The 22,624-nt window shown below is 66.9% G+C and carries 20 protein-coding genes; 8 read left to right on the forward strand and 12 right to left on the reverse strand.

What is annotated here, in order from left to right; all coding sequences use genetic code 11:
* Positions 1-40 precede the first annotated feature (40 nt).
* Both glpD and glpK read left to right on the forward strand, forming a co-directional pair.
* Positions 41-1,525 (forward strand): glycerol-3-phosphate dehydrogenase, encoded by a 1,485-nt coding sequence (glpD, locus tag CR156_RS16680; RefSeq protein ID WP_100553632.1) that lies wholly within the window; start codon positions 41-43, stop codon positions 1,523-1,525.
* A 63-nt stretch (positions 1,526-1,588) separates the two neighbouring features.
* Positions 1,589-3,088, forward strand: coding sequence for a glycerol kinase GlpK (gene glpK, locus CR156_RS16685; RefSeq protein WP_100553633.1), 1,500 nt, complete (start codon positions 1,589-1,591; stop codon positions 3,086-3,088).
* A 139-nt stretch (positions 3,089-3,227) separates the two neighbouring features.
* On the opposite strand, the gene CR156_RS16690 is transcribed toward glpK, so the two are convergent.
* A complete protein-coding gene (locus CR156_RS16690; protein ID WP_025877387.1) occupies positions 3,228-4,022 on the reverse strand; it encodes a MetQ/NlpA family ABC transporter substrate-binding protein in 795 nt (264 codons plus the stop codon).
* A 27-nt stretch (positions 4,023-4,049) separates the two neighbouring features.
* Entirely contained in the window at positions 4,050-5,021 is a 972-nt protein-coding gene (locus CR156_RS16695; protein ID WP_089237071.1) for a helix-turn-helix transcriptional regulator, read from the reverse strand.
* Between the two features lie 81 nt (positions 5,022-5,102).
* Between CR156_RS16695 and CR156_RS16700 the strand changes: the two genes are divergently transcribed.
* Positions 5,103-5,705, forward strand: coding sequence for a LolA family protein (locus CR156_RS16700; protein WP_100553634.1), 603 nt, complete (start codon positions 5,103-5,105; stop codon positions 5,703-5,705).
* A gap of 107 nt (positions 5,706-5,812) precedes the next feature.
* On the forward strand, positions 5,813-6,589 hold the full coding sequence (locus CR156_RS16705; protein ID WP_089237075.1) for a DUF481 domain-containing protein: 777 nt from the start codon (positions 5,813-5,815) through the stop codon (positions 6,587-6,589).
* A gap of 71 nt (positions 6,590-6,660) precedes the next feature.
* Here the strand turns inward: CR156_RS16705 and hemC are convergent, their stop codons facing one another.
* From hemC to mdoH, 5 genes are all read right to left on the reverse strand, one after another.
* A complete protein-coding gene (gene hemC, locus CR156_RS16710) occupies positions 6,661-7,572 on the reverse strand; it encodes a hydroxymethylbilane synthase (protein WP_100553635.1) in 912 nt (303 codons plus the stop codon).
* Positions 7,573-8,113: 541 nt separating this feature from the next.
* Entirely contained in the window at positions 8,114-8,842 is a 729-nt protein-coding gene (locus CR156_RS16715; RefSeq protein WP_025879008.1) for a LytR/AlgR family response regulator transcription factor, read from the reverse strand.
* A gap of 10 nt (positions 8,843-8,852) precedes the next feature.
* A complete protein-coding gene (locus CR156_RS16720) occupies positions 8,853-9,869 on the reverse strand; it encodes a sensor histidine kinase (protein ID WP_100554212.1) in 1,017 nt (338 codons plus the stop codon).
* Positions 9,870-9,899: 30 nt separating this feature from the next.
* The gene (locus CR156_RS16725) at positions 9,900-10,559 is read right to left on the reverse strand and encodes an alpha/beta hydrolase (RefSeq protein ID WP_100553636.1); all 660 of its coding nucleotides are present in this window, start codon (positions 10,557-10,559) and stop codon (positions 9,900-9,902) included.
* A 50-nt stretch (positions 10,560-10,609) separates the two neighbouring features.
* Positions 10,610-12,535, reverse strand: coding sequence for a glucans biosynthesis glucosyltransferase MdoH (gene mdoH / locus CR156_RS16730; RefSeq protein ID WP_100553637.1), 1,926 nt, complete (start codon positions 12,533-12,535; stop codon positions 10,610-10,612).
* Between the two features lie 494 nt (positions 12,536-13,029).
* Here mdoH and CR156_RS16740 point away from each other — a divergent pair, with 494 nt between their 5' ends.
* Positions 13,030-15,066, forward strand: coding sequence for a TonB-dependent receptor domain-containing protein (locus CR156_RS16740; protein ID WP_100553638.1), 2,037 nt, complete (start codon positions 13,030-13,032; stop codon positions 15,064-15,066).
* A gap of 58 nt (positions 15,067-15,124) precedes the next feature.
* On the opposite strand, the gene CR156_RS22990 is transcribed toward CR156_RS16740, so the two are convergent.
* Positions 15,125-15,295 (reverse strand): hypothetical protein, encoded by a 171-nt coding sequence (locus CR156_RS22990; protein ID WP_162887695.1) that lies wholly within the window; start codon positions 15,293-15,295, stop codon positions 15,125-15,127.
* A gap of 218 nt (positions 15,296-15,513) precedes the next feature.
* Here CR156_RS22990 and CR156_RS16745 point away from each other — a divergent pair, with 218 nt between their 5' ends.
* Complete coding sequence (locus CR156_RS16745) at positions 15,514-15,900, forward strand: DUF2628 domain-containing protein (protein WP_025879013.1); 387 nt, start codon at positions 15,514-15,516, stop codon at positions 15,898-15,900.
* A gap of 96 nt (positions 15,901-15,996) precedes the next feature.
* On the opposite strand, the gene CR156_RS23315 is transcribed toward CR156_RS16745, so the two are convergent.
* The 4 genes from CR156_RS23315 to CR156_RS16765 all read right to left on the reverse strand — a co-directional run bounded on the left by CR156_RS23315 (position 15,997) and on the right by CR156_RS16765 (position 21,676).
* Entirely contained in the window at positions 15,997-18,531 is a 2,535-nt protein-coding gene (locus CR156_RS23315; protein ID WP_100553639.1) for a methyl-accepting chemotaxis protein, read from the reverse strand.
* A gap of 217 nt (positions 18,532-18,748) precedes the next feature.
* Positions 18,749-19,642: an NAD-dependent epimerase/dehydratase family protein gene (locus CR156_RS16755; protein WP_100553640.1), complete on the reverse strand. Its 894-nt coding sequence runs from the start codon at positions 19,640-19,642 to the stop codon at positions 18,749-18,751.
* Between the two features lie 142 nt (positions 19,643-19,784).
* On the reverse strand, positions 19,785-20,558 hold the full coding sequence (locus CR156_RS16760; RefSeq protein WP_100553641.1) for a LytR/AlgR family response regulator transcription factor: 774 nt from the start codon (positions 20,556-20,558) through the stop codon (positions 19,785-19,787).
* Positions 20,555-21,676 (reverse strand): sensor histidine kinase, encoded by a 1,122-nt coding sequence (locus tag CR156_RS16765; protein WP_100553642.1) that lies wholly within the window; start codon positions 21,674-21,676, stop codon positions 20,555-20,557. The genes CR156_RS16760 and CR156_RS16765 overlap by 4 nt, the downstream gene beginning before the upstream one ends.
* 177 nt (positions 21,677-21,853) lie before the next feature.
* On the opposite strand from CR156_RS16765, the gene CR156_RS16770 reads away from it, so the two are divergent.
* Both CR156_RS16770 and CR156_RS16775 read left to right on the forward strand, forming a co-directional pair.
* The gene (locus tag CR156_RS16770) at positions 21,854-22,186 is read left to right on the forward strand and encodes a hypothetical protein (protein WP_100553643.1); all 333 of its coding nucleotides are present in this window, start codon (positions 21,854-21,856) and stop codon (positions 22,184-22,186) included.
* 129 nt (positions 22,187-22,315) lie between these two features.
* Positions 22,316-22,618, forward strand: coding sequence for a KGG domain-containing protein (locus CR156_RS16775; RefSeq protein ID WP_100553644.1), 303 nt, complete (start codon positions 22,316-22,318; stop codon positions 22,616-22,618).
* Positions 22,619-22,624 lie beyond the last annotated feature (6 nt).

Consider the following 22,624-nt stretch of genomic DNA (forward strand, 5'->3'; position numbering starts at 1 on the left):
GCATGGGCTCGGCTCTACATAAACAAGATGCGGAGGCGCGATGGACGAGGTCGACCTGCTGGTGATCGGCGGTGGCATCAACGGTGCAGGCATCGCCCGTGATGCCAGTGGCCGTGGCCTGAAGGTACTGCTGTGCGAACAGCACGACCTGGCAGCGCATACCTCCAGCGCCAGCAGCAAGCTGATCCATGGTGGCCTGCGCTACCTGGAGCAGAGCGAGTTCGGCCTGGTGCGCAAAGCGCTGGGCGAGCGCGAAGTGGTGCGCCGGCAGGCGCCGTTCCTGGTGCGGCCGCTGTGCTTCGTGCTTCCGTGGCAACCGCACCTGCGGCCTCGCTGGATGCTGCGCCTGGGGCTCTGGCTGTACGACCACCTGGGCCGGCGCAGCCCCGCCTTCCCTGCATCGCGCAGCATGGATCTGCACGACGATCCGCTCGGCGCGCTGCTGTCGCCACAGCTGCGGCAGGCCTTCAGCTACGCCGATGCGCAGGTGGACGATGCGCGGCTGGTCATCCTCAACGCGCTCGACGCTGCGCAACGGGGTGCACGCATCCTGACCGGCACGCGCTGCGTGGATCTGCGACGCGAGCACGGGCGTTGGCGCGTTGTTCTGGAAGACACGTCCGGCGATCAGCAGACCGTGCAGGCACGGGCGGTGGCCAACGCCGCAGGCCCCTGGGCGGGCGGCCTGCTGGAGCGCATGCACGCCCGCAGCGGCAGACCTGCGCTGCGCCTGGTGCAGGGCAGCCACATCGTGCTGCGCCGCCGCTGGCCCAACGACAGGGCCTGCCTGCTGCAGCAGCCCGACGGCCGCGTGGTGTTCCTGCTGCCCTTCCACGACCATCTGCTCGTCGGCACCACCGACACCGACTATCGCGGTGACCCCGCACGCTGCACGGTGCTGCCTTCGGAGGTGGACTACCTGTGCAGCGCTGCCAATGGCTACCTGCGCGATCCGATCGCAGCGGCCGAGGTGGTCTGGCAGTTTGCCGGCGTGCGCCCGTTGCTGGCCGACCCGGACCCGCGCGCGGCGAAACTGAGCCGTGACTACCGCCTGCACCTGGACACCGACGGTGCGCCCGCGCTGCACGTGCTCGGCGGCAAGCTGACCACCTATCGGGTGCTGGCCGAGGAAGCACTGGATCTGTTGCGCCCCCATCTGCCGCACGCAGGCCCGGCCTGGACGGCGGCAGGCGACCCGTTGCCCGGCAGCGACTGGGGTGATGCCGGGCAGGCACGGCAGCACCTGCAGCAGCAGGCCCCCTGGCTACCCGAGGCCATACTGCGGCGCTGGGCAAGCGCCTATGGCAGCCGCAGCGTTGATCTGCTGCACGGCGCGCACAGCCTGCTCGATCTGGGCGAAGACTTTGGCGCGGGCCTGCACGCACGCGAGGTCGCGTTCCTGTGCGACCACGAGTGGGCCCGCAGCGCCGAGGATGTACTGTGGCGACGGAGCAAGCTGGGGCTGCAGATGGATGCGGCGCAGGCGGCACGGCTACAGGCGTGGATGGATTCACATTGCCGGTAGTGCCAGGCGCGGCCCGGCGCCGCCGATGCTTTACGATTTCAACATCGCCACTGGAGACGCTGCATGACGCCCCGCTACGTGCTGGCCATCGACCAGGGAACCACCAGTTCGCGCGCGATCCTGTTCGATCGCACCGGCGACACCGTCGGCAGTGCGCAGCGCGAGTTCGCCCAGCTGTTTCCACAGCCGGGCTGGGTCGAGCATGACCCGCGCGAGATCCTGACCAGCGTCTACGCCACGATCACCGAACTGCTCAGCCGCGAACAGATCGATCCCCGCCATATCGCGGCGCTGGGCATCACCAACCAGCGCGAAACCACTGTGGTCTGGGACCGCGCCAGCGGCCAGCCGATCCACAACGCCATCGTCTGGCAGTCGCGGCAGAGCCAGGCCATCTGCGAGCGGCTGAAGTCCGGCGGCCACGAAGCGCTGATCCGCGAGCGCACCGGCCTGCTGATCGACGCCTATTTCTCGGCCACCAAGATCCGCTGGATCCTCGATCACGTCGAAGGCGCGCAGCAACGCGCCGAGCGTGGCGAGCTGCTGTTCGGCACCATCGACAGCTGGCTGGTGTGGAATCTCAGCGGCGGCCAGGCGCACGTGACCGACTACAGCAATGCCGCGCGCACGCTGCTGTTCAACATCCATACCCTGGAATGGGACGATGACCTGCTGGCACTGCTGGACATTCCGCGCGCGATGCTGCCGCAGGTGCGTGATTCCAGTTCGGTGTATGCGCACACGCGCCCGCAGTTCTTCTTCGACCATCCGATCCCGATTGCCGGCATCGCCGGCGACCAGCAGGCTGCGCTGTTCGGCCAGGCCTGCTTCCAGCCGGGCATGGTCAAGAACACCTATGGCACCGGCTGCTTCATGCTGATGCACACCGGCACGCAGGCCGTACGCTCGCGCAATGGCCTGCTGACCACCATTGCCTGGGGCCTGGATGGAAAAGTGGAATACGCGCTGGAAGGATCGATCTTCGTCGCCGGCTCGGTGGTGCAGTGGCTGCGCGATGGCCTGCGCATGATCGATCGTGCCGCCGACAGCCAGGCCTTGGCCGCACAGGTGCCGGACAGCGCGGGGGTGTATCTGGTGCCGGCCTTCGTCGGCCTGGGTGCACCCTATTGGCGCAGCGACGTGCGCGGCGCGATGTTCGGCCTGACCCGTGGCACCCGCAAGGCGCACTTCGTGCGGGCAGCACTGGAGGCGATGGCCTACCAGACCCGCGACGTACTGGACGCGATGCAGTCAGACGCAGGCATCTCGCTCAGTGAACTGCGCGCCGATGGCGGTGCGATCGGCAACGACTTCCTCGCCGGCTTCCAGGCCGACATCCTCGGCGTGCCGCTGCTGCGCCCGCGGCTGACCGAGACCACCGCGCTGGGTGCGGCCTACCTGGCGGGGCTGGCGGTCGGCTTCTGGGAAAGCCGCGAACAGATCGCGGCACAGTGGGGTCTGGATCGCCGCTTCGAACCGCAGATGGCGGTGGCCCGGCGCGAGAAGCTCTACGCAGGGTGGCAGCAGGCCGTGGCCGCCACCCTCGCCTTCCACGTCGATTGACATTGTAGAGCCGAGCCATGCTCGGCTGCCGTTGGTGGAATGCCGAAAACAGCAGAGCCGAGCGTGGGCTCGGCTCTACAGGAAGGGCAGTGTCGACCAAGGTCGACATCTACCTTTCAAATCAACAGATCAGCCGCAGTCAGAACGCCGGCAGCACCGCGCCCTTGTACTTGGTCTCGATGAAGGTCTTCACCTGCGGGCTGGTCAGCGCCTTGGCCAGCTTCTGCACGCGGGCGTCGTCCTTGTTGTCCGGGCGGGCAACCAGGAAGTTCACGTACGGCGAGTCCTTGCTCTCGATCGCCAGCGCGTCCTTGGTCGGGTTGAGGCCGGCATCCAGCGCATAGTTGGTGTTGATCAGGGCCAGATCGACCTGGTCCAGCACGCGCGGCAGCATGGCCGAATCCAGCTCGCGGAACTTCAGGTTCTTCGGGTTGGACACGATGTCGCGCTGCGTGGCCAGCGCATTGGTCGGGTCCTTCAGCTCGATCACGCCAGCCTTGTGCAGCAGGATCAGCGCACGGCTGTTGTTGCTCGGGTCGTTGGGGATCACCACATCGGCCCCTTCACGCAGCTCGGCCAGCGACTTGATCTTGCGCGAGTAAGCACCGAACGGCTCGATGTGCACGCCCACCACCTTGGTCAGGTCGGTCTTGCGATCGCGGTTGTAGGCGTCCAGGTACGGCTCGGTCTGGAAGTAGTTGGCATCCACCTGCTTCTGCACCAGCTGGTCGTTGGGCTGCACGTAGTCGTTGAACACGCGCACGTCCAGCTCCACGCCTTCCTGCTTGAGGATCGGCTTGACCACTTCCAGGATCTCGGCGTGCGGCACGGCAGTGGCGGCCACCACCAGCTTCTGCGAAGGCTCGCCGGACTTGCCGCAGGCGGTCAGTGCCAGCGCAGCGGCGAACAGGGGCAGCAACAGGGTCTTCTTCATGGGCGCAATCGATCTCGGGGGGAGGTGTCAGGATTTTTCGTAGTTGGTCAGGGCCAGTTCCAGCAACGCCTTGGCCTGCTCGCGCAGCATCATCGGCTCGACGATCTCGGCATCGGACCCGTAATGCAACACGTCCATCAACAGTTCGCGCGACACGCTGTAAGGCACCTTCAGTTCGTAACGGCCATCGGCGAGGAAGCGGCCCTGCTGCTTGGAGTGCCAGTGCTCATCGGCCACCCAGCGTGCGGCCTTGGCACTGAACAGGATGGTTGCCCAGCCCTTCGGCGCACCGGAGAAGATGCCGTAGCTGGCGCCCAGCTGCTCGTCCAGCTCGCTGTCGGCGACATCGCGGGCGGTGCTGTCGATCACCCGCGCCTTGTAGATGCGGTCCACCGCAAAGCTGCGCAGGGCCTCGCGATCATGGTCCCAGCCGTCCAGATACCAGTTGTCGCGGTAATGGGTCAGCCGCTGCGGCGATACCGTGCGCTTGGTCGCTTCGTCGGTCGAGCGGGCACGGTATTCAAAGCCCAGCTGCTTGCGCTCCAGCACTGCCGAGGCCACCGAACGGAAGCTGGCTTCATCGAACTTGCGGCCACGGTGCGGAATCACCCGGACCCGGTCCACCGGCCAGCTGGAAACACCTGCCTGGGCGGCCAGCAGGCTCTCGATGCGCTGCTGCAGTGGCGCCAGCACCGAAGACAGCACGCCGCCGCCGGTACGGGCCAGCAGGTGCTGCGAGGCCAGCAGGGCGTGCAGCTCTTCCGAGCTCAGCCACAGCCCGGGCAGCTCGAAGCGGTCGCTCTCGTCGGCCATGTAGCGGAAGCCGGCCTCGCCATCGCCCTCGATCGGCGCCATCAGCGCATCGCGCAGGAACGCCAGGTCGCGGTAGACGGTGGCCCGGGAGCAACCGAGCTTGTCCTGCAGGGTCGCCACCGTCACCGGATAGCGTGCGGACTTGAGCAGACGATGCAGGGCGGTGATGCGTTCGTATCGGTCCATGCCCCCGATTATGTCCGAGTCTCGGGCGTTGTGGCGGACGATTGGGCTATCGTGGGCGCCCCCTGCCCTGCGGAGCGCCCGATGCGCCGGTTGTCTGTCCTGCCCCTGCTGGCCTGCCTGCTGCTGGCCGCCTGCGACCGCGCACCGGCGCCCACCGATGCTGCAACGCCCGTCCCCGCTGCCGATCCGGCACAGGCGGTGCTGTCTGCCAGCCAAAGGTTTGCTGCCCTGCGCAGCTTCCACGCCGAGCTGGAGGTGCTGGGCGCGCAGCAGCCGGTGCGTACCGCGATGGACTTCGTCGCCCCGGATCGCTTCCGGGTGCAGACCCCTGCCGGACCGCAGGTGATCATCGGCGACACCATGTTCCTGCAGGCCGACGATGCGATCCGCCAGGTGCCGACCCCACCGGGGTTGCTGGAGCAATGGCGCAGCCCGCTGCCCGCCGATATCCCCGCCCAGGCCCTGCAGGCCGAAGACCTGGGCGAGCAGACGCTGGATGGGGTCAGCACGCGCCACTACCGCCTGCGCGGCGCCACCGCCGGTGAAGGCCTGGAGTACTGGGTGGATGCGCAGGGCCTGCCACGGCAGATCGTGCGCAGTGGCCACAACAACGGCAAACCGTTCCAGCTGCGGCTGCGCTACTCGCGCTTCAACGATCCGGCCCTGCAGGTCGATCTGCCCTGAATGGGGCGCACCGGCAACGCCTGCTGAAGCAGGCGGGACGGGCGATTCGGACGGTCATCACGCTTCCAGTATCATCACCGGCTGCCAATCGCTTCGGAGAAGCCTCGATGTCCCTGCGCGTGTCCCTGCTGGTCCCCTTGCTGCTCTGCGCCCCGCTGGCGTATGCGCAGGATGCCTCCGAACTGGCGGCGATGTCCTCGCCGTGGAGTGGCAGTGGTGGCGAACTCGGCTTCGCGTCGGCCCGTGGCAACAGCAGCACCGAGAGCTTCAACGGCCGCCTGCGCCTGCGCTATACCGATGGCGACTGGGTGCACAGCATGGACCTGTTCGGTCTGCGCTCCAGCTCCAAGGTGATCGAGACCAGCGACGACGGCACCACCACCCGCCGCAACAACACCACCGCCAACCGCTACACCGGCAGTGCTGGCAGCGCGCTGCAGCTGGGCGAACATCGCCAGCTGACCGCCACGGTACGTACCGAGCGTGATGATTTCGCCACCTACGATCGGCAGAGCTCGTTCGGTCTGGGTTACGGCACCCGGTTGTGGAACACCGAGCGCTTCTCGTTCGACGCGCAGATCGGCCCCGGTGTGCGCCGCACCCACAGCACCGAGGACGACCGCACCCGCACCGGCCTGATCGGTCGTGGCCTGTTCGACCTGAAGTACTCGCTGACCGACAACACCGACCTGATCAACACCCTGCTGGTCGAATCGGGTTCATACAACACCTTCGGCCAGAACGATTTCGGTGTCTCGGTGAGCATGAACGAGCACCTGGCGCTGAAGGCCGGCTGGCAGGCGCGTTACAACAGCGACGTCGCCGTGGACAAGCGCAAGACCGATACGCTGACCACGATGAACGTGGTCTACAAGTTCAAGTAAGCGAAACGGGCGCCAGGCGCCCGTTTTCTTTTCCGGTAGGTGCCCACCTTGGTGGGCACGATCCAGCGAACTCAGACGTTCAGCAGCTCGCCGGCACCCGCCTCCAGCAGCATCTTCGCCACGCGCTGGCCCAGCGCTTCCGGGTCACTGGCCGGGCCCACGGCGTCGGCACGCACCGCGCGGCCGTCACTGGCACTGCCGACCAGACCCTGCAGGTGCAGATCCTGCCCCTGCCACTGCGCGATCGCCGCCACCGGCACATGGCAGCTGCCGTGCAGCGCGCGGTTCATGGCCCGCTCCGCTTCCACACAGGCGCGCGTGGCGGCGTCATCCAGGCCTGCAAACAGCGCCATCAGCGCGGCGTTGCCGCCATCGCACTCCACCGCCACCGCGCCCTGCGCCGGTGCCGGCAACCACTGCGGCGGCTGCAGGCGGGCGACGATGCGCCCCCCCAGGCCCAACCGCTCCAGCCCAGCCACGGCCAGCACGATGGCGTCGTAGCCACCGTTGTCGAGCTTGGCCAGGCGGGTGTTGACGTTGCCGCGCAGGTCCAGCAGTTCCAGGTCCGGGCGCAGCGCGCGCAGCTGGGCCTGGCGGCGCAGTGACGAGGTACCGACGCGCGCACCGATCGGCAGCGCATCCAACGATGCGTACAGGTTGGAGACAAAGCCGTCTGCCGGATCGTGCCGGGTGAGCATCGCCGGCAGCGCGAACGGCGCATCCAGTTCCATCGGCACGTCTTTCAGCGAATGCACCGCGCAATCGGCCTCGCCCCGCAGCATGGCCAGTTCCAGTTCCTTGAGGAACAGGCCCTTGCCACCGATGGCTGCCAGCGAGCGATCAAGCACTTCATCGCCGCGGGTGCTCATCGGCACCAGTTCCACGTGCAGATCGGGATGTGCCTGGCGCAGGCGGTCGGCGACGTGTTCGCTCTGCCAAAGGGCGAGCGGGCTCTTGCGGGTGGCGATGCGGACGGTTTCCATCCGGTCATTATCGCGCCTATCGGCGGGATACGGCCAACGGCGGAGCCCCTCGTGGCTTGTGTGGTCGTGCAAGCAACAGCCGTGCTTGGCCGGGCGGGGTGGGTGCGCGGGGGACGCCGTAAACCCATCCCTGGGGGCTTGGCCGCGGCATCCATGCCGCGGACACCCCCGCGCACCCACCCCGCCCGGCCACTGACAGTTTCCGTGTGCGTCAGCCACGGAAGATCAAAAGAAAAGCAGAGCAAAAGCGGGTCGCTTCGCTCGGAGCCGAGCGTAGCTCGGCACTACATTTTTCTCCCCACCCGATAACAACAATGCCTTTGCCGTCCGACGCAGTGGACCGCGAGAGGGTTGGGCCGGGGTGGGGTGGCGGGACCGTTGGCGCCATGGATGGCGCCATCGAGCCCCCATGGATGGGTTTACGGCGTGTCCCGCCACCCCACCCCGGCCCAACCCAGCACGTAGAAACACCGAGCCATGACCCGCTGTTGCTGTTGCTGTTGCTGTCGAAGCAGTCGCGGCCGCAGGCCGCGCGGAACACTCACAGATGCCGCAATTCCTGCTTCAACGTCGCCACGCAGCGCCGACTCACTTCCAGCGGCTGCTTGCCATGCCGCAGCACCGCCTGCACCTGGCCTCCGCTGCCACGCCGCAGTTCCACCAGCTCATGGCGCGCCACCAGGCAGTTGCGATGGATGCGCACGAAGCGGCTGGCGAACTCTTCCTCCAGCGACTTCAACGATTCCTCGATCAGGTCCTCGCCACGTGCGTGATGCACCACCACGTACTTTTCTTCGGCCTGCAGGTAGTGGATGTCGTCCAGCGGAATCAATCGCAGGCTGCCACGCAGGCGGGCACACAGCATGCTGCGGGCCTGGCCGCCAGTGTGCTGGGGCTGGCCGTCACGGCCGGCAAGGAAAGTGCGGGCGCGGGCGATCGCCGCCGCCAGCCGCTCGGCGCGCACCGGCTTCATCAGGTAATCGATGGCCGCAGCCTCGAACGCCGACAGCGCGTGCGCATCGTAGGCGGTGCAGAACACCACGGCCGGCCTCGGCTCGAAACTGGCCAGATGGCGGGCCGCTTCCAGCCCGTCCAGGCCGGGCATGGCGATGTCCAGCAGGACCAGGTCCGGCTGCAGTTCGGCGCACGCGTGCAGGGCCTGCTCGCCGTTGCCGGCCTCGGCCACTACGTCCACCCCTTCCTGCGCGGCCAACAGGCTGCGCAGGCGCTCGCGCGCCAGCGGTTCGTCATCGGCGATGACTACCCTCACGATCGTCCCCTCACTGGATCGGCACTGTCACCTGGCAGGCATAGTAGCCCTCGCTCCAGCCAGCCGTCATCCGCGCGGCGCGGCCGAAGCGCCAGGTCAGGCGGTGGCCGATGCTGTGCTGGGCATGGCCCGCTCCCTGCGCCAGGGCCAGCCCGGGCACCTGCGGATCGGGCGCGGGATTGCGTACGCGGATCTGCAGCTCGCTGCCCACACAGGCCAGATGCAGCTCGATGGTGCCGCCTTCGGGCAGGCGCGAGATGCCATGCAGCACCGCGTTTTCCACCAGCGGCTGCAGCACCAGCCGCGGCATCGGCAGATCCCAGGGCAGGGGTTCATCGCGCTGCCAGTGCACCCGCAGGCGATCGCCCAGACGCAGCGATTCAATCGACAGATAGCGCTCGGCCAGTTCGCACTCATCGCGCAGGGTCGAATCGCCCTCGCCCGCCCCCAGCGCGGCGCGGAACAGATCGGACAGGTCGAGCACGGCACGCTCGGCCACCGCCGGGTCGCGATGCAGCAGGCTGGCGATCAGGTTCATGCTGTTGAACAGGAAGTGCGGGCGGATGCGGGCCTGCAGGGCGTCCGCCTGCGCGCGGGCATTGGCCTGCACCTGCGCCGCCCAGCGGTCGCTGACATAGAAGTAGCGCAGCGCCAATGCGGTGATCAGTGCCGTGGTGGCCGCGCTGCCCAGGGTGAAGCGCCAGAAGCCGATACCGCGCGCGAAGTTGTCGCCCAGCACGGCATACAGGGCATGGATGATGCCCGCACACAGGATGGCGATCAGCGCGGCCAGGCCGACAGCGGCGACCGCACCCAGCATTTCCGGCAGCTTCGACAGCGCCTGCCGCAGCAGGCACAGGCTGGCGGTGACCGCCAGCGCCAGCCACAGTGCGAAGCCGCTGGCCGAGGCCAGTTCACCCATCGTCCAATGCCGGCTGCCATCGGGCGCCAGCGCCAGCACCACCACCACCAGTTCGGCCAGGCCGAGCATGGCTGCCAACCGCGGCAGGCGGCACAGTTCCGGCATCCACGGGGTGGCAGCGCTCGCGGCCATGACTCAGGCGACGCCCAGGCGTGCCTGCAGCCAGTCGCCCAGCGCGTCGATTTCCTCGGCGCAGACCTGGTGGGCCATCGGGTAGCTGTGCCACTGCACGTCCAGCCCAAGCGCGCGCAGCTTCTCGGCGCTGTGCGCGGCCACTGCCTGCGGGATCACCGGATCGCTGCTGCCGTGGGCCATGAACACCGGCACGTCCACTGCGCCATCGACGCGCGACGCGCTTTCGGCATCCGGCAGATAGGTCGACAGTGCGATCAGGCCGGCCAACGGTGCAGTGCGTGCCAGCGCGGCACTGAGGATCACCGCCCCGCCCTGCGAGAAACCGGCCAGGAAGATGTGATCGGCGGCGACGCCGCGTTCGATCTCGCGGGCGATCAGGGCATCCAGCTGCACCACCGACTCCTGCACGCCGGTCATGTCGGCGCGCGAGCGGAAGTCCATGCCGACGATGTCGTACCAGCCGCGCATCGGCACGCCGTTGTTGATCGTGATCGGCCGCACCGGTGCGTGCGGGAACACGAAGCGCAGCGCCGGCCAGTGCGGGCGCACCAGTTCGGGCACGATCGGCGCGAAATCATGGCCGTCGGCACCGAGGCCGTGCAGCCAGATCACCGACCACTGCGGCGAGGCGCCGGTTTCCTGTTCCACCGTTTGCAGCATGTTGCGGCTCCTGTACGTTCGAGCCGCATTATGCCGCTGGCACGGTGCGATCAGTACAGCGGCGGTTGCTCGGCCGCTTCCCGGCGCAGCTGTGCGGCGCGCACCAGCACCGGCGGCGGGATGTTCTCTTCGGGGATGTCGAGCAGGCCGAGACGATGCAGGAAGGCACCCGGCCCGCGCAGCGAGGTCAGTGCCACCACCGGCACCGCCAGCACCATGCCGATCACCACCGGCGCCATCCAGGCCGCCAGCGAGGGCGACACCGCCCACGCCAGCACGCCCATGAAGGCGCCAAACACGCCCAGGCCGCCGTAGCCGCGCACCAGCGAAATCCACGAGATGCCACCGTCATCGCGCTGCTGGGCATCCCAGCCCGAGTCACGCCCGGACAGCACCTCGGCCACGCCGCGAGACTGCACGTACATCACCACCGGCGCCATCAGTGCGGCCAGCACGGTTTCCACCAGCATCGACAGGAATGCGCGGATCGCGCCACCGCAGCCACGGCGTTCGACCGGGTCGAGCAGCATTGCCAGGTATCCCAGCACCTTGGGCATCAGCAGTACCGCCATGGTGGCGGCGAACAGGCGCACCACCTGTTCTTCATCCTGCGCGCGCCAGTACACGCTGGGCGACAGGTGCAGCAGCGCATTGAAATCGATGCCTTCCTGGAACAACGGGATGGCGATGCCGATCAGCATCAGCATCGCCCACATCGGTGCGGTGAAGTAATGGCCGATGCCGATCAGCATGTGTACGCGGCTGATCCAGTGCAGGCCACGGCTGCCCACCACCTTGCCGTGCTGCAGGTTGCCCTGGCACCAGCGGCGATCGCGCACCAGCAGGTCGGTCAGCGTCGGCGGGCCTTCCTCGTAGCTGCCGCCCAGGTAGGGAACCATGTGTGCAGCCCAGCCACCACGGCGCATCAGCGCTGCTTCCACGAAATCATGGCTGAGCACGTGGCCGCCGAACGGCTTGCGCCCCGGCAGTTCCGGCAGGCCGGCGTGGTCGGCGAAGGCACGGGTGCGGATGATCGCGTTGTGCCCCCAGTAATTGCTTTCGGCACCGTGCCACCAGGCCACGCCACGGGCGATCACCGGGCCGTACACGCGCCCGCCGAACTGCTGCATGCGCGAGAACAGAGTGCGGCCGCCGATCACCGACGGCAGGGTCTGGATCAGGCCGACGTCGGCGTTGTGCTCCATGCCGGCCACCAGGCGCACGATGCTGTCACCGGTCATCAGGCTGTCGGCATCCAGGATCAGCATCTGCGGGTAGGCACCGCCGAAGCGGCGTACCCAGTCGGCGATATTGCCGGCCTTGCGCGCGCTGTTGTCACCACGGCGGCGATAGAACAGCCGCGCCTGGCCATCGGGCACCAGCTCGCGCAGCTCGGCGAACACCTGCTCTTCGGCACGCGCGATGTCCTCGCGACGGGTATCGCTGAGCACGAAGAAATCGAAACGCTGCAGCTGGCCGGTGGCCGCCACCGATTCGTAGATCGCGCGCAGGCCGGCCAGCAGCCGGCGCGGGTCTTCGTTGTAGGTGGGCATCAGCAGCGCGGTGCGGCTGTGCACGGTCGGCAACGGCTTGTCCGGATCGATGCCCAGGCGGTAGCCCCGGTCGAACACGGCCGTCAGGAAGCCGGCCACGGCACTGGCAAAGGACAACGCGATCCACGCGAACAGGCCGACGAACAGCACCAGCAGGCAGGCCTCCAGCACGCTGATGCCGTTGCCGGACAGCACCCGCCACATCATCCGGGTGGCCACGGCGGTCATCGCCACCGTGCCGCCGAGGATGTACAGGCGACGCAGCCCGATCATGCGCGGCGAGGTGCGATGGCGCCGGACTTTCAGCGCGCCTTCGCGCAGCGTCTGTTCGGGCATCACCAGCGGTGCTTCGGCCGGCAGCAGGGCCCAGCCCGCGTCAGGACCGGCCGTGACCGGTTCCGCGTCGATGGTTTCACTCCCCATGGCCGCCTACTCCCTGCAGGCCGCAGGACCGGCCGTCCCGGCCAGGCTGCATGCACCAAGGTTCCTGGCACGCATTCCCGGCGTCCGCACTTGTCCTGTCTGCCACGGCGTCATGCCGCGCAGTCGATGTCTGTCACTACCGGAACCCACACGATCTCCAACGGGGCGGAATCGAAAAATGCGGCTCAGTCTATGGCCCCGAATGTAAGCCGGGTGCGAAGGTCTACGCCGGGAAATCTCCCCATTCAGCAATCAGCAGGCGAACCGCGGCACGCGGCCAGGGAATGTCCATTCATCCCGAAAAGTACTGGATCGTAACAAACGAGAACGGTTATCATTCCGTTAACCAGGCAGGTCGCCGCGCTCCGCGCACCGGACCCACCCAGCTGCGCCGGACCTTCCGCGCGCCCGACGACCCAGGGAAGGGGTGGCTGCCTGCTGTCTGCGAGCGCCTGCTGCTTCCACCGGGTCTCTCCTCTCCCTTGGAAGCCGTCATGTCCCCTCTTCGTTCCGCGCGCCTGTCGCGCACCCGCCTGGCCAGTGCTCTGGCCGCCGCCTGCCTGCTGACCCTGCCCGCCCTCGCCGCCGCTGAAGCCAGCGCCGATGCCTCGACCAAGGACCTGGATACCGTGGTGGTCACCGCCTCGGGCAACCAGCAGTGGATCAAGGATGCCCCGGCCAGCATCAGCGTGATCAGCCGCGAAGACATCGAACGCCAGCCGGTGCACGACCTGGCCACCCTGCTCAGCCGCATTCCGGGCGTGACCGGTGGGCTCAGCGCCGCCGGTGAGCAGTCCAAGATCAAGCTGCGCGGCATGCCGTCCAACTACACGCTGGTGCTGGTGGACGGCAAGCGCATGGGCAGCTCGGCCTCGACCAACTATCGCCCCGACCTGGGCCGCCAGGACCTGAACTGGATTTCTCCGGACCAGATCGAGCGCATCGAAGTGGTGCGCGGCCCGATGTCCTCGCTGTATGGCTCGGACGCGATGGGCGGGGTGATCAACATCATCACCAAGCGCATCGGTGACAGCTGGAACGGCAGCGCCACCCACAGCTACACCCGGCCGCAGGATGGCGACCGTGGCGACACCCAGCAGATCGGCGCGACCTTCTCCGGCCCGCTGGGCGAGCGCTTCGGCCTGCGCATCGGTGCCAACAGCATGCGCCGCGATTCGGATCGCTCCAACGGCGGCGTGTATGGCAACGCCTACGCCGGCGAAAAGGACCGCAATGTCGACGCACTGCTGCAGTGGAAGCTGAGCGAGGCACAGGAAGTGTCGCTGGAAGCGGGCCATGGCGTGCAGCAGGCCTTCATCGCCCAGGCGCTGGAAAAGCAGGACGAGGGCGCATGGGGTGCCAGTGAGCTCAAGCGCAGTTCGCTGGCGTTGAACCATGACGGCAAGTGGGATTTCGGTACCTCCAAGCTCAGCGCGTACTGGACCGAGTACAAGAACGACATCGGCGCCACCGGTCGCTCCGAGGCAACCGATACGATCATCGAAGGCAGCCTGAGCACGCCCTTCACCCTGGGCGTGGACCACCAGTTCGCGGTGGGCGGCCAATGGAAGCGCCAGGAGCTGACCAACACCGACACCATCGGCCAGGCACCGATCGACTACGCCGGCAAACCGGTGATCGGCTCCACCCTGGAAGTGGATACCTGGGCGCTGTTCGTCGAAGACGAGCTGAAGCTGCACCGCACCCTGGCCCTGACCCTGGGCGCGCGCTTGGACCACCATGAACAGTTCGGCAGCCATGTCAGTCCACGTGCCTACCTGGTCTGGCACCCGAGCGAGCAGTGGACGATCCGTGGCGGCGTCTCCAAGGGCTTCCGCGCGCCGAGCCTGACCGAGAATTCGCCCAGCGCGGCGACCCAGTCCGGCGGCCGCGGCTGCACCTCGCTGATCCCGCTGGGCTATACCCGCGGCGGCTGCTACATGGCCGGCAATCCGGACCTGGACCCGGAAACCAGCACCAACCGTGAGATCGGCGTCAGCTTCGACAACGATCTGGTCGACGCCGGCCTGACCTACTTCCATACCGACTTCAAGAACAAGATCGAGTATGAAGCGCTGGGCAAGTTCAACGGCTATTGGTGGACGCGCATGAGCAACGTGCAGCGCGCGCGCACCAGCGGCATGGAAGGCAACCTCAACTTCCGCTTCGGCGATCACTGGCGCTGGCGCACCTCGGCGACCTGGATGAAGGAAGCCAAGAACCTGACCACCGGCCGCAACCTGATCGACACCCCGGAGTTCTCAGGCTATTCGTCGTTGGACTGGACGCCGAACACGGTGTTTTCCAGCAGCCTGTCGGCGCAGTACACCGGCAAGCAGACCGGCGTGGTCAGCACCTTCCTGAAGGCCTACACGCTGTATGACCTGACCGCTGCCTGGAACGTCAACGAGGTGCTGACCCTGCGTGGTGGCGTCAGCAACCTGGCCGACAAGAAGCTGTACGCCGACGGCTCCACCGACTACTTCGTCGCCGGCCGCAGCTACTTCCTCAGCATGACCGCGCGCTTCTGATGCGCACTGCGATCGCGCTGGCAACAGGCCAGCGCGATCGTGAGGGGCTTTTTCAGGCTCAGTCGTTTTCCAGCACAGCCGGTGCAGCGTCGCGGCTGGCCGCGATGCGTGCACGGTCCATCGCAACCGCCAGTTGCTGGCGGGCGAGCAGTTGTTGTGCCTGCACCACTTCGGGTGTCGGCAGGAGCACCGGTCCGGGTGCGTTTTCCGGTGTAGCTGGTGTGGTCATGCAACCTCCATGGACATACCGCTGTTACCCATAAAACACCGGGGTGGCAGCGGAACTGCGCACCCTATCCTAAAAACAAGGCGGATGGGTGACGGCGCGGCACCGGGACGCAAGCCCTTTGCCGTAGGAACGTCACATTTTTGACGCTCCAAGCTGGTTTGCTGAATGTGACTCACTTATCATGAAAACGTTTTCCTAACAGGGAAGTCCCTACTCACATGAACACCGTCGACCTCACCCGCTTCAGTCCGAAGTGGCAGTTCCGCTTCAACTTCTTCCAGCAGCACGGCGCCCCCAAGGAGCCCGGCTTCAAGCAGGCGTGGAAGGCGCTGTCCTTCGGCGACCGCCTGAAGATCAACCTGAACTTCTTCGCCTTCTTCTTCGGCGCGATCTATCTGTTCATCCTGGGCATGTGGCGCAAGGCGCTGGTGGTGATCGGCATCAACATCGTGCTGATCGCGGTCAGCCTGGTGCTGCCGGACATCGTGGCCCGTGCGCTGTTCATCGCGATGAACTTCCTGGTGGCGTCGAGCACCAACTACAGCTATTACCTGGAACAGGTGAAGGGCAACACCAGCTGGAACCCCTTCGAAGGCATGTTCTAAGCGGTTGCGTTCGCCGGGCATGGTCCGGCGACGCAGATTGGTTTGAAGATGCATCGACGCCCGGCCTTGGCCGGGCGTCTTCGTTCACGGCCTGGGTCAAGCTGCACGCAGCGATGCGTGCGGCCGGGCGTCAGCCTGCAGGCGGAAGCGTGACACCGCCACCGCCAGCTGCTCGGCCTGCTCTTCCATCGCCCGTGCCGCCGCCGTGGCTTCTTCCACCAGCGCAGCATTCTGCTGGGTGGTCTCGTCCATCTGCACCACGGTCTGGTTGACCTGTTCGATACCGGCCGACTGTTCGCGCGAGGCGGCCGAGATCTCGGCCATGATCTCGTTGACCCGGCCGACCTGGCCGACGATCTCCTGCATCGTGCGGCCGGCGCCATGCACCAGCTGCGCACCGGCACCGACATGGCCGACCGAGGCGTCGATCAGCTCCTTGATCTCCTTTGCCGCGCCCGCCGAGCGCTGCGCCAGCGCGCGCACTTCGCTGGCAACCACCGCGAAACCGCGGCCCTGCTCGCCCGCACGCGCCGCTTCCACCGCCGCGTTCAATGCCAGGATGTTGGTCTGGAAGGCGATGCCATCGATCACCGAGATGATCTCGGCGATGCGCTGCGAAGAGGTCTCGATCTGCTCCATGGTCTGCACCACCTGGCTGACCACCTGCCCGCCTTCGCTGGCAACGCCCGCGGCCGAGGCCGCGAGCTTGTTGGCCTGCAGGGCGTGATCGGCGTTCTGGCGCACGGTGGAGGTGAGTTCCTCCATGGACGCGGCGGTTTCTTCCAGGTTGGCCGCCTGCTGCTCGGTGCGGCGTGACAGGTCGCTGTTGCCGGAAGCGATCTCACCTGCGGCCAGGCGGATGCTGGAGGCGGACTGCTGGATCTGGCCGACGATCTGGGTCAACTGCTGCACGGTGCTGTTGGCATCATCGCGCATCACCGCGAACACCCCGTGGAAGTCACCCTCCATCCGTGTACTCAGGTCACCGGCGGCGATGGCGCGCAGCAGCGTCGACAGCGCGGCCAGGTTGTGGTCACTGACCTGCATCATGTTGTTCAGGGTTTCCACCATGCGGCGGAAGTCATGCTCGAAGCGCTGGGCATCGCCGCGCACCGCGAAATCGCCTGCCGCCGCCGCTGCGGCCAGCTGCTGGATCTGCTCGTTGATCGCCGCCAGATTGCTCTTGGTGGTTGCCATGGCAGCGGTGAATACCGCCTTTTCGCCCGGCAGTGCGTCCATGTCCACGCTCAGGTCGCCCACTGCATAGCGCTGCATCACTTCGACCAGACGTTGGGTGACTGCATTGCTGTCGGCCACCAGCTGATTGCTGTCGGCCACCATGCGGCCGTATTCGCCCGGGAACACCGAGGCATCCATGCGGTAGCTGATTTCACCGGCATCATGGCGGCGCGCCATCTCCGCCTGTGCGGCCATCACCGCCTGCAGCTGGCCACGCATGCCCTGCATCGCGTCCAGCAACCGGCCCACTTCATCGTTGCCCAGCGCCGGCATGGCGGTGTCCAGCTTGCCCGCAGCCACGTCGCCCGCGATGCGCACTGCCTGTGCCAGCGGTCGCACGGCCAGACGCTGCAGCAGCAGGTAGACACCGCCGCTGAGCACCAGCGCGGCCACCACACCCACCAGCAGGATGATCCACAGCAGCTCGCGGGCCTGCGCGATGATCACCGCGTGCGGCACCACCACACCCAACGCGAAGCGCTGCGGCGCGTCCCCCACTTGCAGCGGCACGTACAGGCGCACGTTGCCGGCAGCGTCGGGCTCGAACGCTTCGTACGTCTTGTCGGCGGCGATCTGCGCCAGCATGCCGAGGGTAGCGGCATCGGTACGCGGCTTGCCGATCTCGGCAGCGTTGGCCGAGGCCAGCACCACGCCCTTCGGCGACAGCAGTTCGACACGGCCGGCGCCCATCGGCGTCAACGTGGCCAGGTGCTTCTGCAACGCGTCCAGCGAGAAGTCGACGGTGAAGACGCCAAGGAAAGTGCCGTTCTCGACGATCGGCGTGCTCAGGGTGCTCATCAGCACCTGCTTGCCGCCGATATCGTAGGCGTAGGGCTCGCTGACCATCGGCAGCTTGTCGCGGCTGGGCACCATGTACCAGTTGCCCGAGCCGCTGGGGGTCTCGGTGTAGTCGGTCATCGTCGACTGCTGCGGCTTGCCGTCCTGCCAGGCCCAGTAGCTCATGTAGCGGCCGGTGGCGTCGTGCGCCTCGCTGTTGATGAATTCGGCGTCCTTGCCGTCGAAGGCATTGGCCTCCCACATGGTGCTCTTGCCCAGCCATTCCGGGTGCGCGTGCAGCTGCTCGCCGATGACGTTGGCCAGGCTGGCGCGATCAGGCGCATCACCGCGCGCACGCTGGGCCAGCACGGTTTCCACCATTGCATCGTTGCTGGCAAAGGCCGTGCCCAGGTCGGCAGCCACCTGGCGTGCCTCGGCACGGGCTTCGCTGGCCATGGTCTGCCGCGAGGACGACACCAGCGCCGAACTGGCCTGGTGATAGATCAGGAACGCGGTCGCGCCGAAGCACAGCAACGCGATCACCGCGGTGCCCAGCATCAGCTTGTGGGCGATGCTGCCGGGGCGACGGGCAGCGACGGAACGGGAAGAAGACATGGGAGGATCCGCAGGCAGTTCAGGTCGACCGGTGCCACCAGGGCACCGCGCAGATGCGCGATCCATCGCGCGGGCCGCCTGCCCTGCCGGATCGGAACCCGGCGCAGGAAAGCGCGCACCGGGTTAGCGGCCATGGCCGGGCGAGGTTGAGGCCCACCGCACGCACAAACCTGAACCTGCTCAGCTGCGGCCGTCGACAGCGGGCCGTGCTACTCGGCTACTCGGCCACGCGGTCGCGGATCCACTCCGCACGGGGCAGGACCTCGATGCTGCCCGCGGCGTACTGCTGCAGAACGTCCTCGGGACCGAAACGCGGCTGCCAGCCCAGCGCTGCGCGCATCCGGCTGCTGTCATAGACCCGGTCGATGCTGAGCGGCAACGGCCAGCCACGGCGCTCGAACTCGGCCAGCAGCTGCGGTGCGCGGCGCGCCAGCACCTGGCGCGGATCGGCCGCCAGCTGCAGGCAGTCCTCGCGGCGGAACGGCGTAGGGGCACAGGCGAGGTAGCGCTGGAAGGGCGCGCCTTCATCGTGAAGCAGCGCGGCATGCGCGCTGGCCACGTCGCGCGCGTCGATACCGCGGTGCAGGCGGAACATCGCCATGCGATCAGGCGGCTCGGGGAAGCAGCGTGCCATCCGCAGCACGCGCACGGTGAACGATGTGCTGGCCGCCGCTTCGGCAGCCGCTTCCGCCTGCAGCTTGGTGCGATGGTAGATGGTGCGTGGCAGCGGCTCGGTGTCCTCGTCGATCCAACGGCAGCCGCCGGACACCACGGCATGGCCGTACAACGCCGTGGTGCTGGTCAGCACGAAGCGCTGCACGCCAGCCTCGCGCGCAAGCTGCAGCAGGTTCGCGGTGGCCTCCACGTTGATCTGCTGGAACACCGCGTCGGGTACCAGGCCCACGTGGGGTGCGTGCAGTGCCGCGGTGTGGATCACGGCATCGACCCCCTGCACAGCGCGCTCCAGCGCCCGGCGGTCGGTGACATCGGCAATCACCCGCGTGGTGGCGAAGGGACTGCGATCCAGCCCCACCACCTCATTGGTACCCGCCAGCGCACCGAAGATCGCGCGCCCTATCCGCCCGGAACTTCCGGTCAACAGAATCTTCATTGAATCCATTCACTCGACAGCGCCCGGGACCTACCGGGATATACCGATTCTAGGCAAGCCCGATGGCATCGGCGATAGGAACCGATGACATTCTGCATGCCATCGCCGTCGGGTCGGCGGCGCTTGACCCGGCAACAGGCACTTACGCCTCCGAGCGGGCCGACACCAGCCGCAGGAAGGCTTCGTTCTGGTAGCGGCTCATGCGCAGCTGCTGGCCGTTCTCCAGGGTGAGTACGTGATGGCCGTTGAACCAGGGGTGGATCGTCCTGACCCGCGCTATGTTGACGATGGCCGAGCGATGCACCCGGGCGAAATGCCGGGGATCAAGCCGTTCAGCCAGGCTGTTCATTGTTTCGCGAAGCTCATGCACGCGATCGGCCAGATGCAGCTGCACCGTATTGCGATTGGCGCGGATCCAGAGGATGTCCTGCACCGCCACCAGCAGCACTGCCTCGCCATCACGTACGGCGATACGCTGCAGATGATCCTCGCGCCTGCGCAGCACATCCAGCGCCTGCAGCAGGCGCGTGTTGTCGGCTGCATTGGCGACCTGGGCCAGCCGGGACTTCGCGCGCAGCAACGTGGCCGCGAAACGCTCGCGGCTGAAGGGCTTTACGAGGTAATCCAGCGCGTTGGCCTCGAATGCACGTACCGCGTACTGCTCGTACGCGGTGACGAATACCGTGGCCGGCATCCGCGCGGCACCGATGGTAGCCAGCACGTCCAGACCGGTGATGCCAGGCATCTGCACATCCAGGAACACCAGGTCCGGCGACTGCGCGCGGATGGCTGCCACAGCAGACACTCCGTCACCGCACTCGGCCAGACTGTCGATGTCTGCATCACCGTGCAGCAGGCGCGTCACCGCGCGCCGGGCGATTGGCTCATCGTCCACCACCAGCACGCTCAGGCTCATGCGGCGCTGCCGTGCACGACAAACTCGGGAGCATCATCGGCATCGTCCAGCATCCGCAGTGGCAACCGGACCCGGCAGGCCACACCCTGCGGCCAGAGCAGGTCCAGGCACACCTCGGCCGCATCGCCATACAGCTCGCGCAGGCGCAGCCGCGTGTTGGACAGGCCGATACCATGGCCACCTGGCGCCCCGGGCTGCTGCAGCGTGCTGTTCTGGTTGCGCACCTCGATGCACAGCATGTCACCGTCGCGGCGGCCCTCGATCTCGATGGTGTCCTCGCCAAGGTTGCGGCCGATGCCATGGCGCAGCGCGTTTTCCACCAGCGGCTGCAGGATCAGGCTTGGAACCGCGCCATCAAGCAGTTCCGGTGCAACGTAGATGCGGCTGTGCAGGCGATCCTTGAAGCGCGTGCGCTGGATGCCCAGGTACAGCTCGATCAACTCCAGTTCCTGGCGCAGGCTGATTTCCTGGCCGTCGTAGTCTTCCAGAAAGGCACGCAGCAGCTCGCTCAGGCGCAGCAGCATGTCTTCGGCACTGGCCTTGTCTTCATCCAGCAGGGTGATGATTGCGTGCAGCGTATTGAACAGGAAATGTGGCTGCAGCTGCGACTTCAATGCCAGCAACCGCGACTGTGCCAGCTCGGTCGCCAGCCTGCTTGCCTCGACCTCGCGGCGCACCTTTTCCTGCTGGAAATGCAGCGCCTGCTGGATCGCGAAAAGGGCCCAATAGGTCAGCAGGCCCATCGCGAAATGCTGGGCAATGAAGTACCACAGCTGCTCGCCAAAGCTGCTGGGCTCGAACCAGGTGGACACCAGGGCTCCCACCACCATCGCCAGCCCGGTTACTCCCGCGCTGGCCAGCAGCTGCATGCCCATACCGGCCAGCCTTCGCTCGGGCCGCAGCGGATAGCGTTCGCCCAGGGCGAACACCAGCGGCGCCAGCGCCGCCCAGGTGAACCACTGGATCATCGACCAGCGCAGGTAGACCTCGAACGGAAATGACTGGCCCTGCAGGCTGTGGCTCAACACCCTCTGCAGGGTGAAGGCGAACGCAACCGCCAGCCACAGCAGCAGGTAACGCAGCACGTCGATCTGGGTATGGCCAAGGCGGATCTTCATTGCATGCGTCCCGGTGCCCGGAGCGGGCCAGCGCCATCTTAGGCACAGCATGGCCGGCAATGAAGCGCGGCGATGACCGATTGCGATTGGTCCTGCTGTCGCGACGATTCGTCCCGGATCGATTGCAGGCGCGTGGCCTCCACCGCCAGATGGCGATGTCCCCAACGGAGATCCCTCATGCACCTGCCCCGCACCCTGCTCGCTGCCAGCCTGTTGTGCATTGCCGCCAGCGCGCCTGCTGCGCCACTGCACTACCTGACCCTGATCAACCGCGCCCATGCAGCTGCCACGTCGGTGGAAGTCGCGGCGAGTGAAACCGACGCATTCCATGCCCTGGCATTGGCCGGGCCCATCGCGGGAGGTGGCGGCCAGGCGACAGTGGCACTGCGCGGAACCGGTTGCCGCGTCGATCTGCGCATCTCCTTCAACGATCGGCGCCGGATCCTGTACAGCAACACCGATGTCTGCCGCGGTGACCGGCTGCTGATCTCGGCGCTCCCTGCGCGATAACCGGTTGTCAAACGCATGCGCAGGACATGTGAGTCCAATGGGGCCGACGTCCACCTGCCGTTAGCCCGCGATGTGGAGCATGAAGCCGTCGCTGATGGCGGCATCCCATTCCACATCCGGAGACTGGCAATGGCCAACTCACATACTGGCAGCAGCAATCGTGGCTTCGCCTCGATGGACGAGGACAAACAGCGCGCGATCGCATCGAAAGGCGGACGCGCCGCACACGCATCCGGCAATGCGCACCAATTCAGCCCGGATGAGGCCCGCGTGGCGGGCCGCAAGGGAGGCGAAGTGATCAGCCAGGATCGCCAGCACATGGCCGCGATCGGGCGCGAAGGTGGCCATGCACGGCATGCCAGTGCCCGCCAGCAACAGCAGCTGCAACGGCAGGACATGCCCGGCAAGCCTGGCAGCGGTCAACAAGGCTGAGTTGTT

Source organism: Stenotrophomonas lactitubi, from assembly GCF_002803515.1.
GTDB classification, from domain to species: domain Bacteria; phylum Pseudomonadota; class Gammaproteobacteria; order Xanthomonadales; family Xanthomonadaceae; genus Stenotrophomonas; species Stenotrophomonas lactitubi.

What these genes read in the sequence shown, in the direction of transcription:
- glpD (WP_100553632.1), top strand. Translation starts at nt 41, where the DNA reads ATGGACGAGGTCGACCTGCTGGTGATCGGCGGTGGCATCAACGGTGCA.
- hemC (WP_100553635.1), bottom strand. Translation starts at nt 7,572, where the DNA reads ATGGAAACCGTCCGCATCGCCACCCGCAAGAGCCCGCTCGCCCTTTGG.
- CR156_RS22990 (WP_162887695.1), bottom strand. Translation starts at nt 15,295, where the DNA reads ATGACCACACCAGCTACACCGGAAAACGCACCCGGACCGGTGCTCCTG.
- CR156_RS16740 (WP_100553638.1), top strand. Translation starts at nt 13,030, where the DNA reads ATGTCCCCTCTTCGTTCCGCGCGCCTGTCGCGCACCCGCCTGGCCAGT.
- CR156_RS16700 (WP_100553634.1), top strand. Translation starts at nt 5,103, where the DNA reads ATGCGCCGGTTGTCTGTCCTGCCCCTGCTGGCCTGCCTGCTGCTGGCC.
- CR156_RS16720 (WP_100554212.1), bottom strand. Translation starts at nt 9,869, where the DNA reads ATGCCGGAACTGTGCCGCCTGCCGCGGTTGGCAGCCATGCTCGGCCTG.
- CR156_RS16745 (WP_025879013.1), top strand. Translation starts at nt 15,514, where the DNA reads ATGAACACCGTCGACCTCACCCGCTTCAGTCCGAAGTGGCAGTTCCGC.
- CR156_RS23315 (WP_100553639.1), bottom strand. Translation starts at nt 18,531, where the DNA reads ATGTCTTCTTCCCGTTCCGTCGCTGCCCGTCGCCCCGGCAGCATCGCC.
- CR156_RS16765 (WP_100553642.1), bottom strand. Translation starts at nt 21,676, where the DNA reads ATGAAGATCCGCCTTGGCCATACCCAGATCGACGTGCTGCGTTACCTG.
- CR156_RS16705 (WP_089237075.1), top strand. Translation starts at nt 5,813, where the DNA reads ATGTCCCTGCGCGTGTCCCTGCTGGTCCCCTTGCTGCTCTGCGCCCCG.
- CR156_RS16690 (WP_025877387.1), bottom strand. Translation starts at nt 4,022, where the DNA reads ATGAAGAAGACCCTGTTGCTGCCCCTGTTCGCCGCTGCGCTGGCACTG.
- CR156_RS16755 (WP_100553640.1), bottom strand. Translation starts at nt 19,642, where the DNA reads ATGAAGATTCTGTTGACCGGAAGTTCCGGGCGGATAGGGCGCGCGATC.
- CR156_RS16725 (WP_100553636.1), bottom strand. Translation starts at nt 10,559, where the DNA reads ATGCTGCAAACGGTGGAACAGGAAACCGGCGCCTCGCCGCAGTGGTCG.
- glpK (WP_100553633.1), top strand. Translation starts at nt 1,589, where the DNA reads ATGACGCCCCGCTACGTGCTGGCCATCGACCAGGGAACCACCAGTTCG.
- mdoH (WP_100553637.1), bottom strand. Translation starts at nt 12,535, where the DNA reads ATGGGGAGTGAAACCATCGACGCGGAACCGGTCACGGCCGGTCCTGAC.
- CR156_RS16770 (WP_100553643.1), top strand. Translation starts at nt 21,854, where the DNA reads ATGCACCTGCCCCGCACCCTGCTCGCTGCCAGCCTGTTGTGCATTGCC.
- CR156_RS16760 (WP_100553641.1), bottom strand. Translation starts at nt 20,558, where the DNA reads ATGAGCCTGAGCGTGCTGGTGGTGGACGATGAGCCAATCGCCCGGCGC.
- CR156_RS16775 (WP_100553644.1), top strand. Translation starts at nt 22,316, where the DNA reads ATGGCCAACTCACATACTGGCAGCAGCAATCGTGGCTTCGCCTCGATG.
- CR156_RS16695 (WP_089237071.1), bottom strand. Translation starts at nt 5,021, where the DNA reads ATGGACCGATACGAACGCATCACCGCCCTGCATCGTCTGCTCAAGTCC.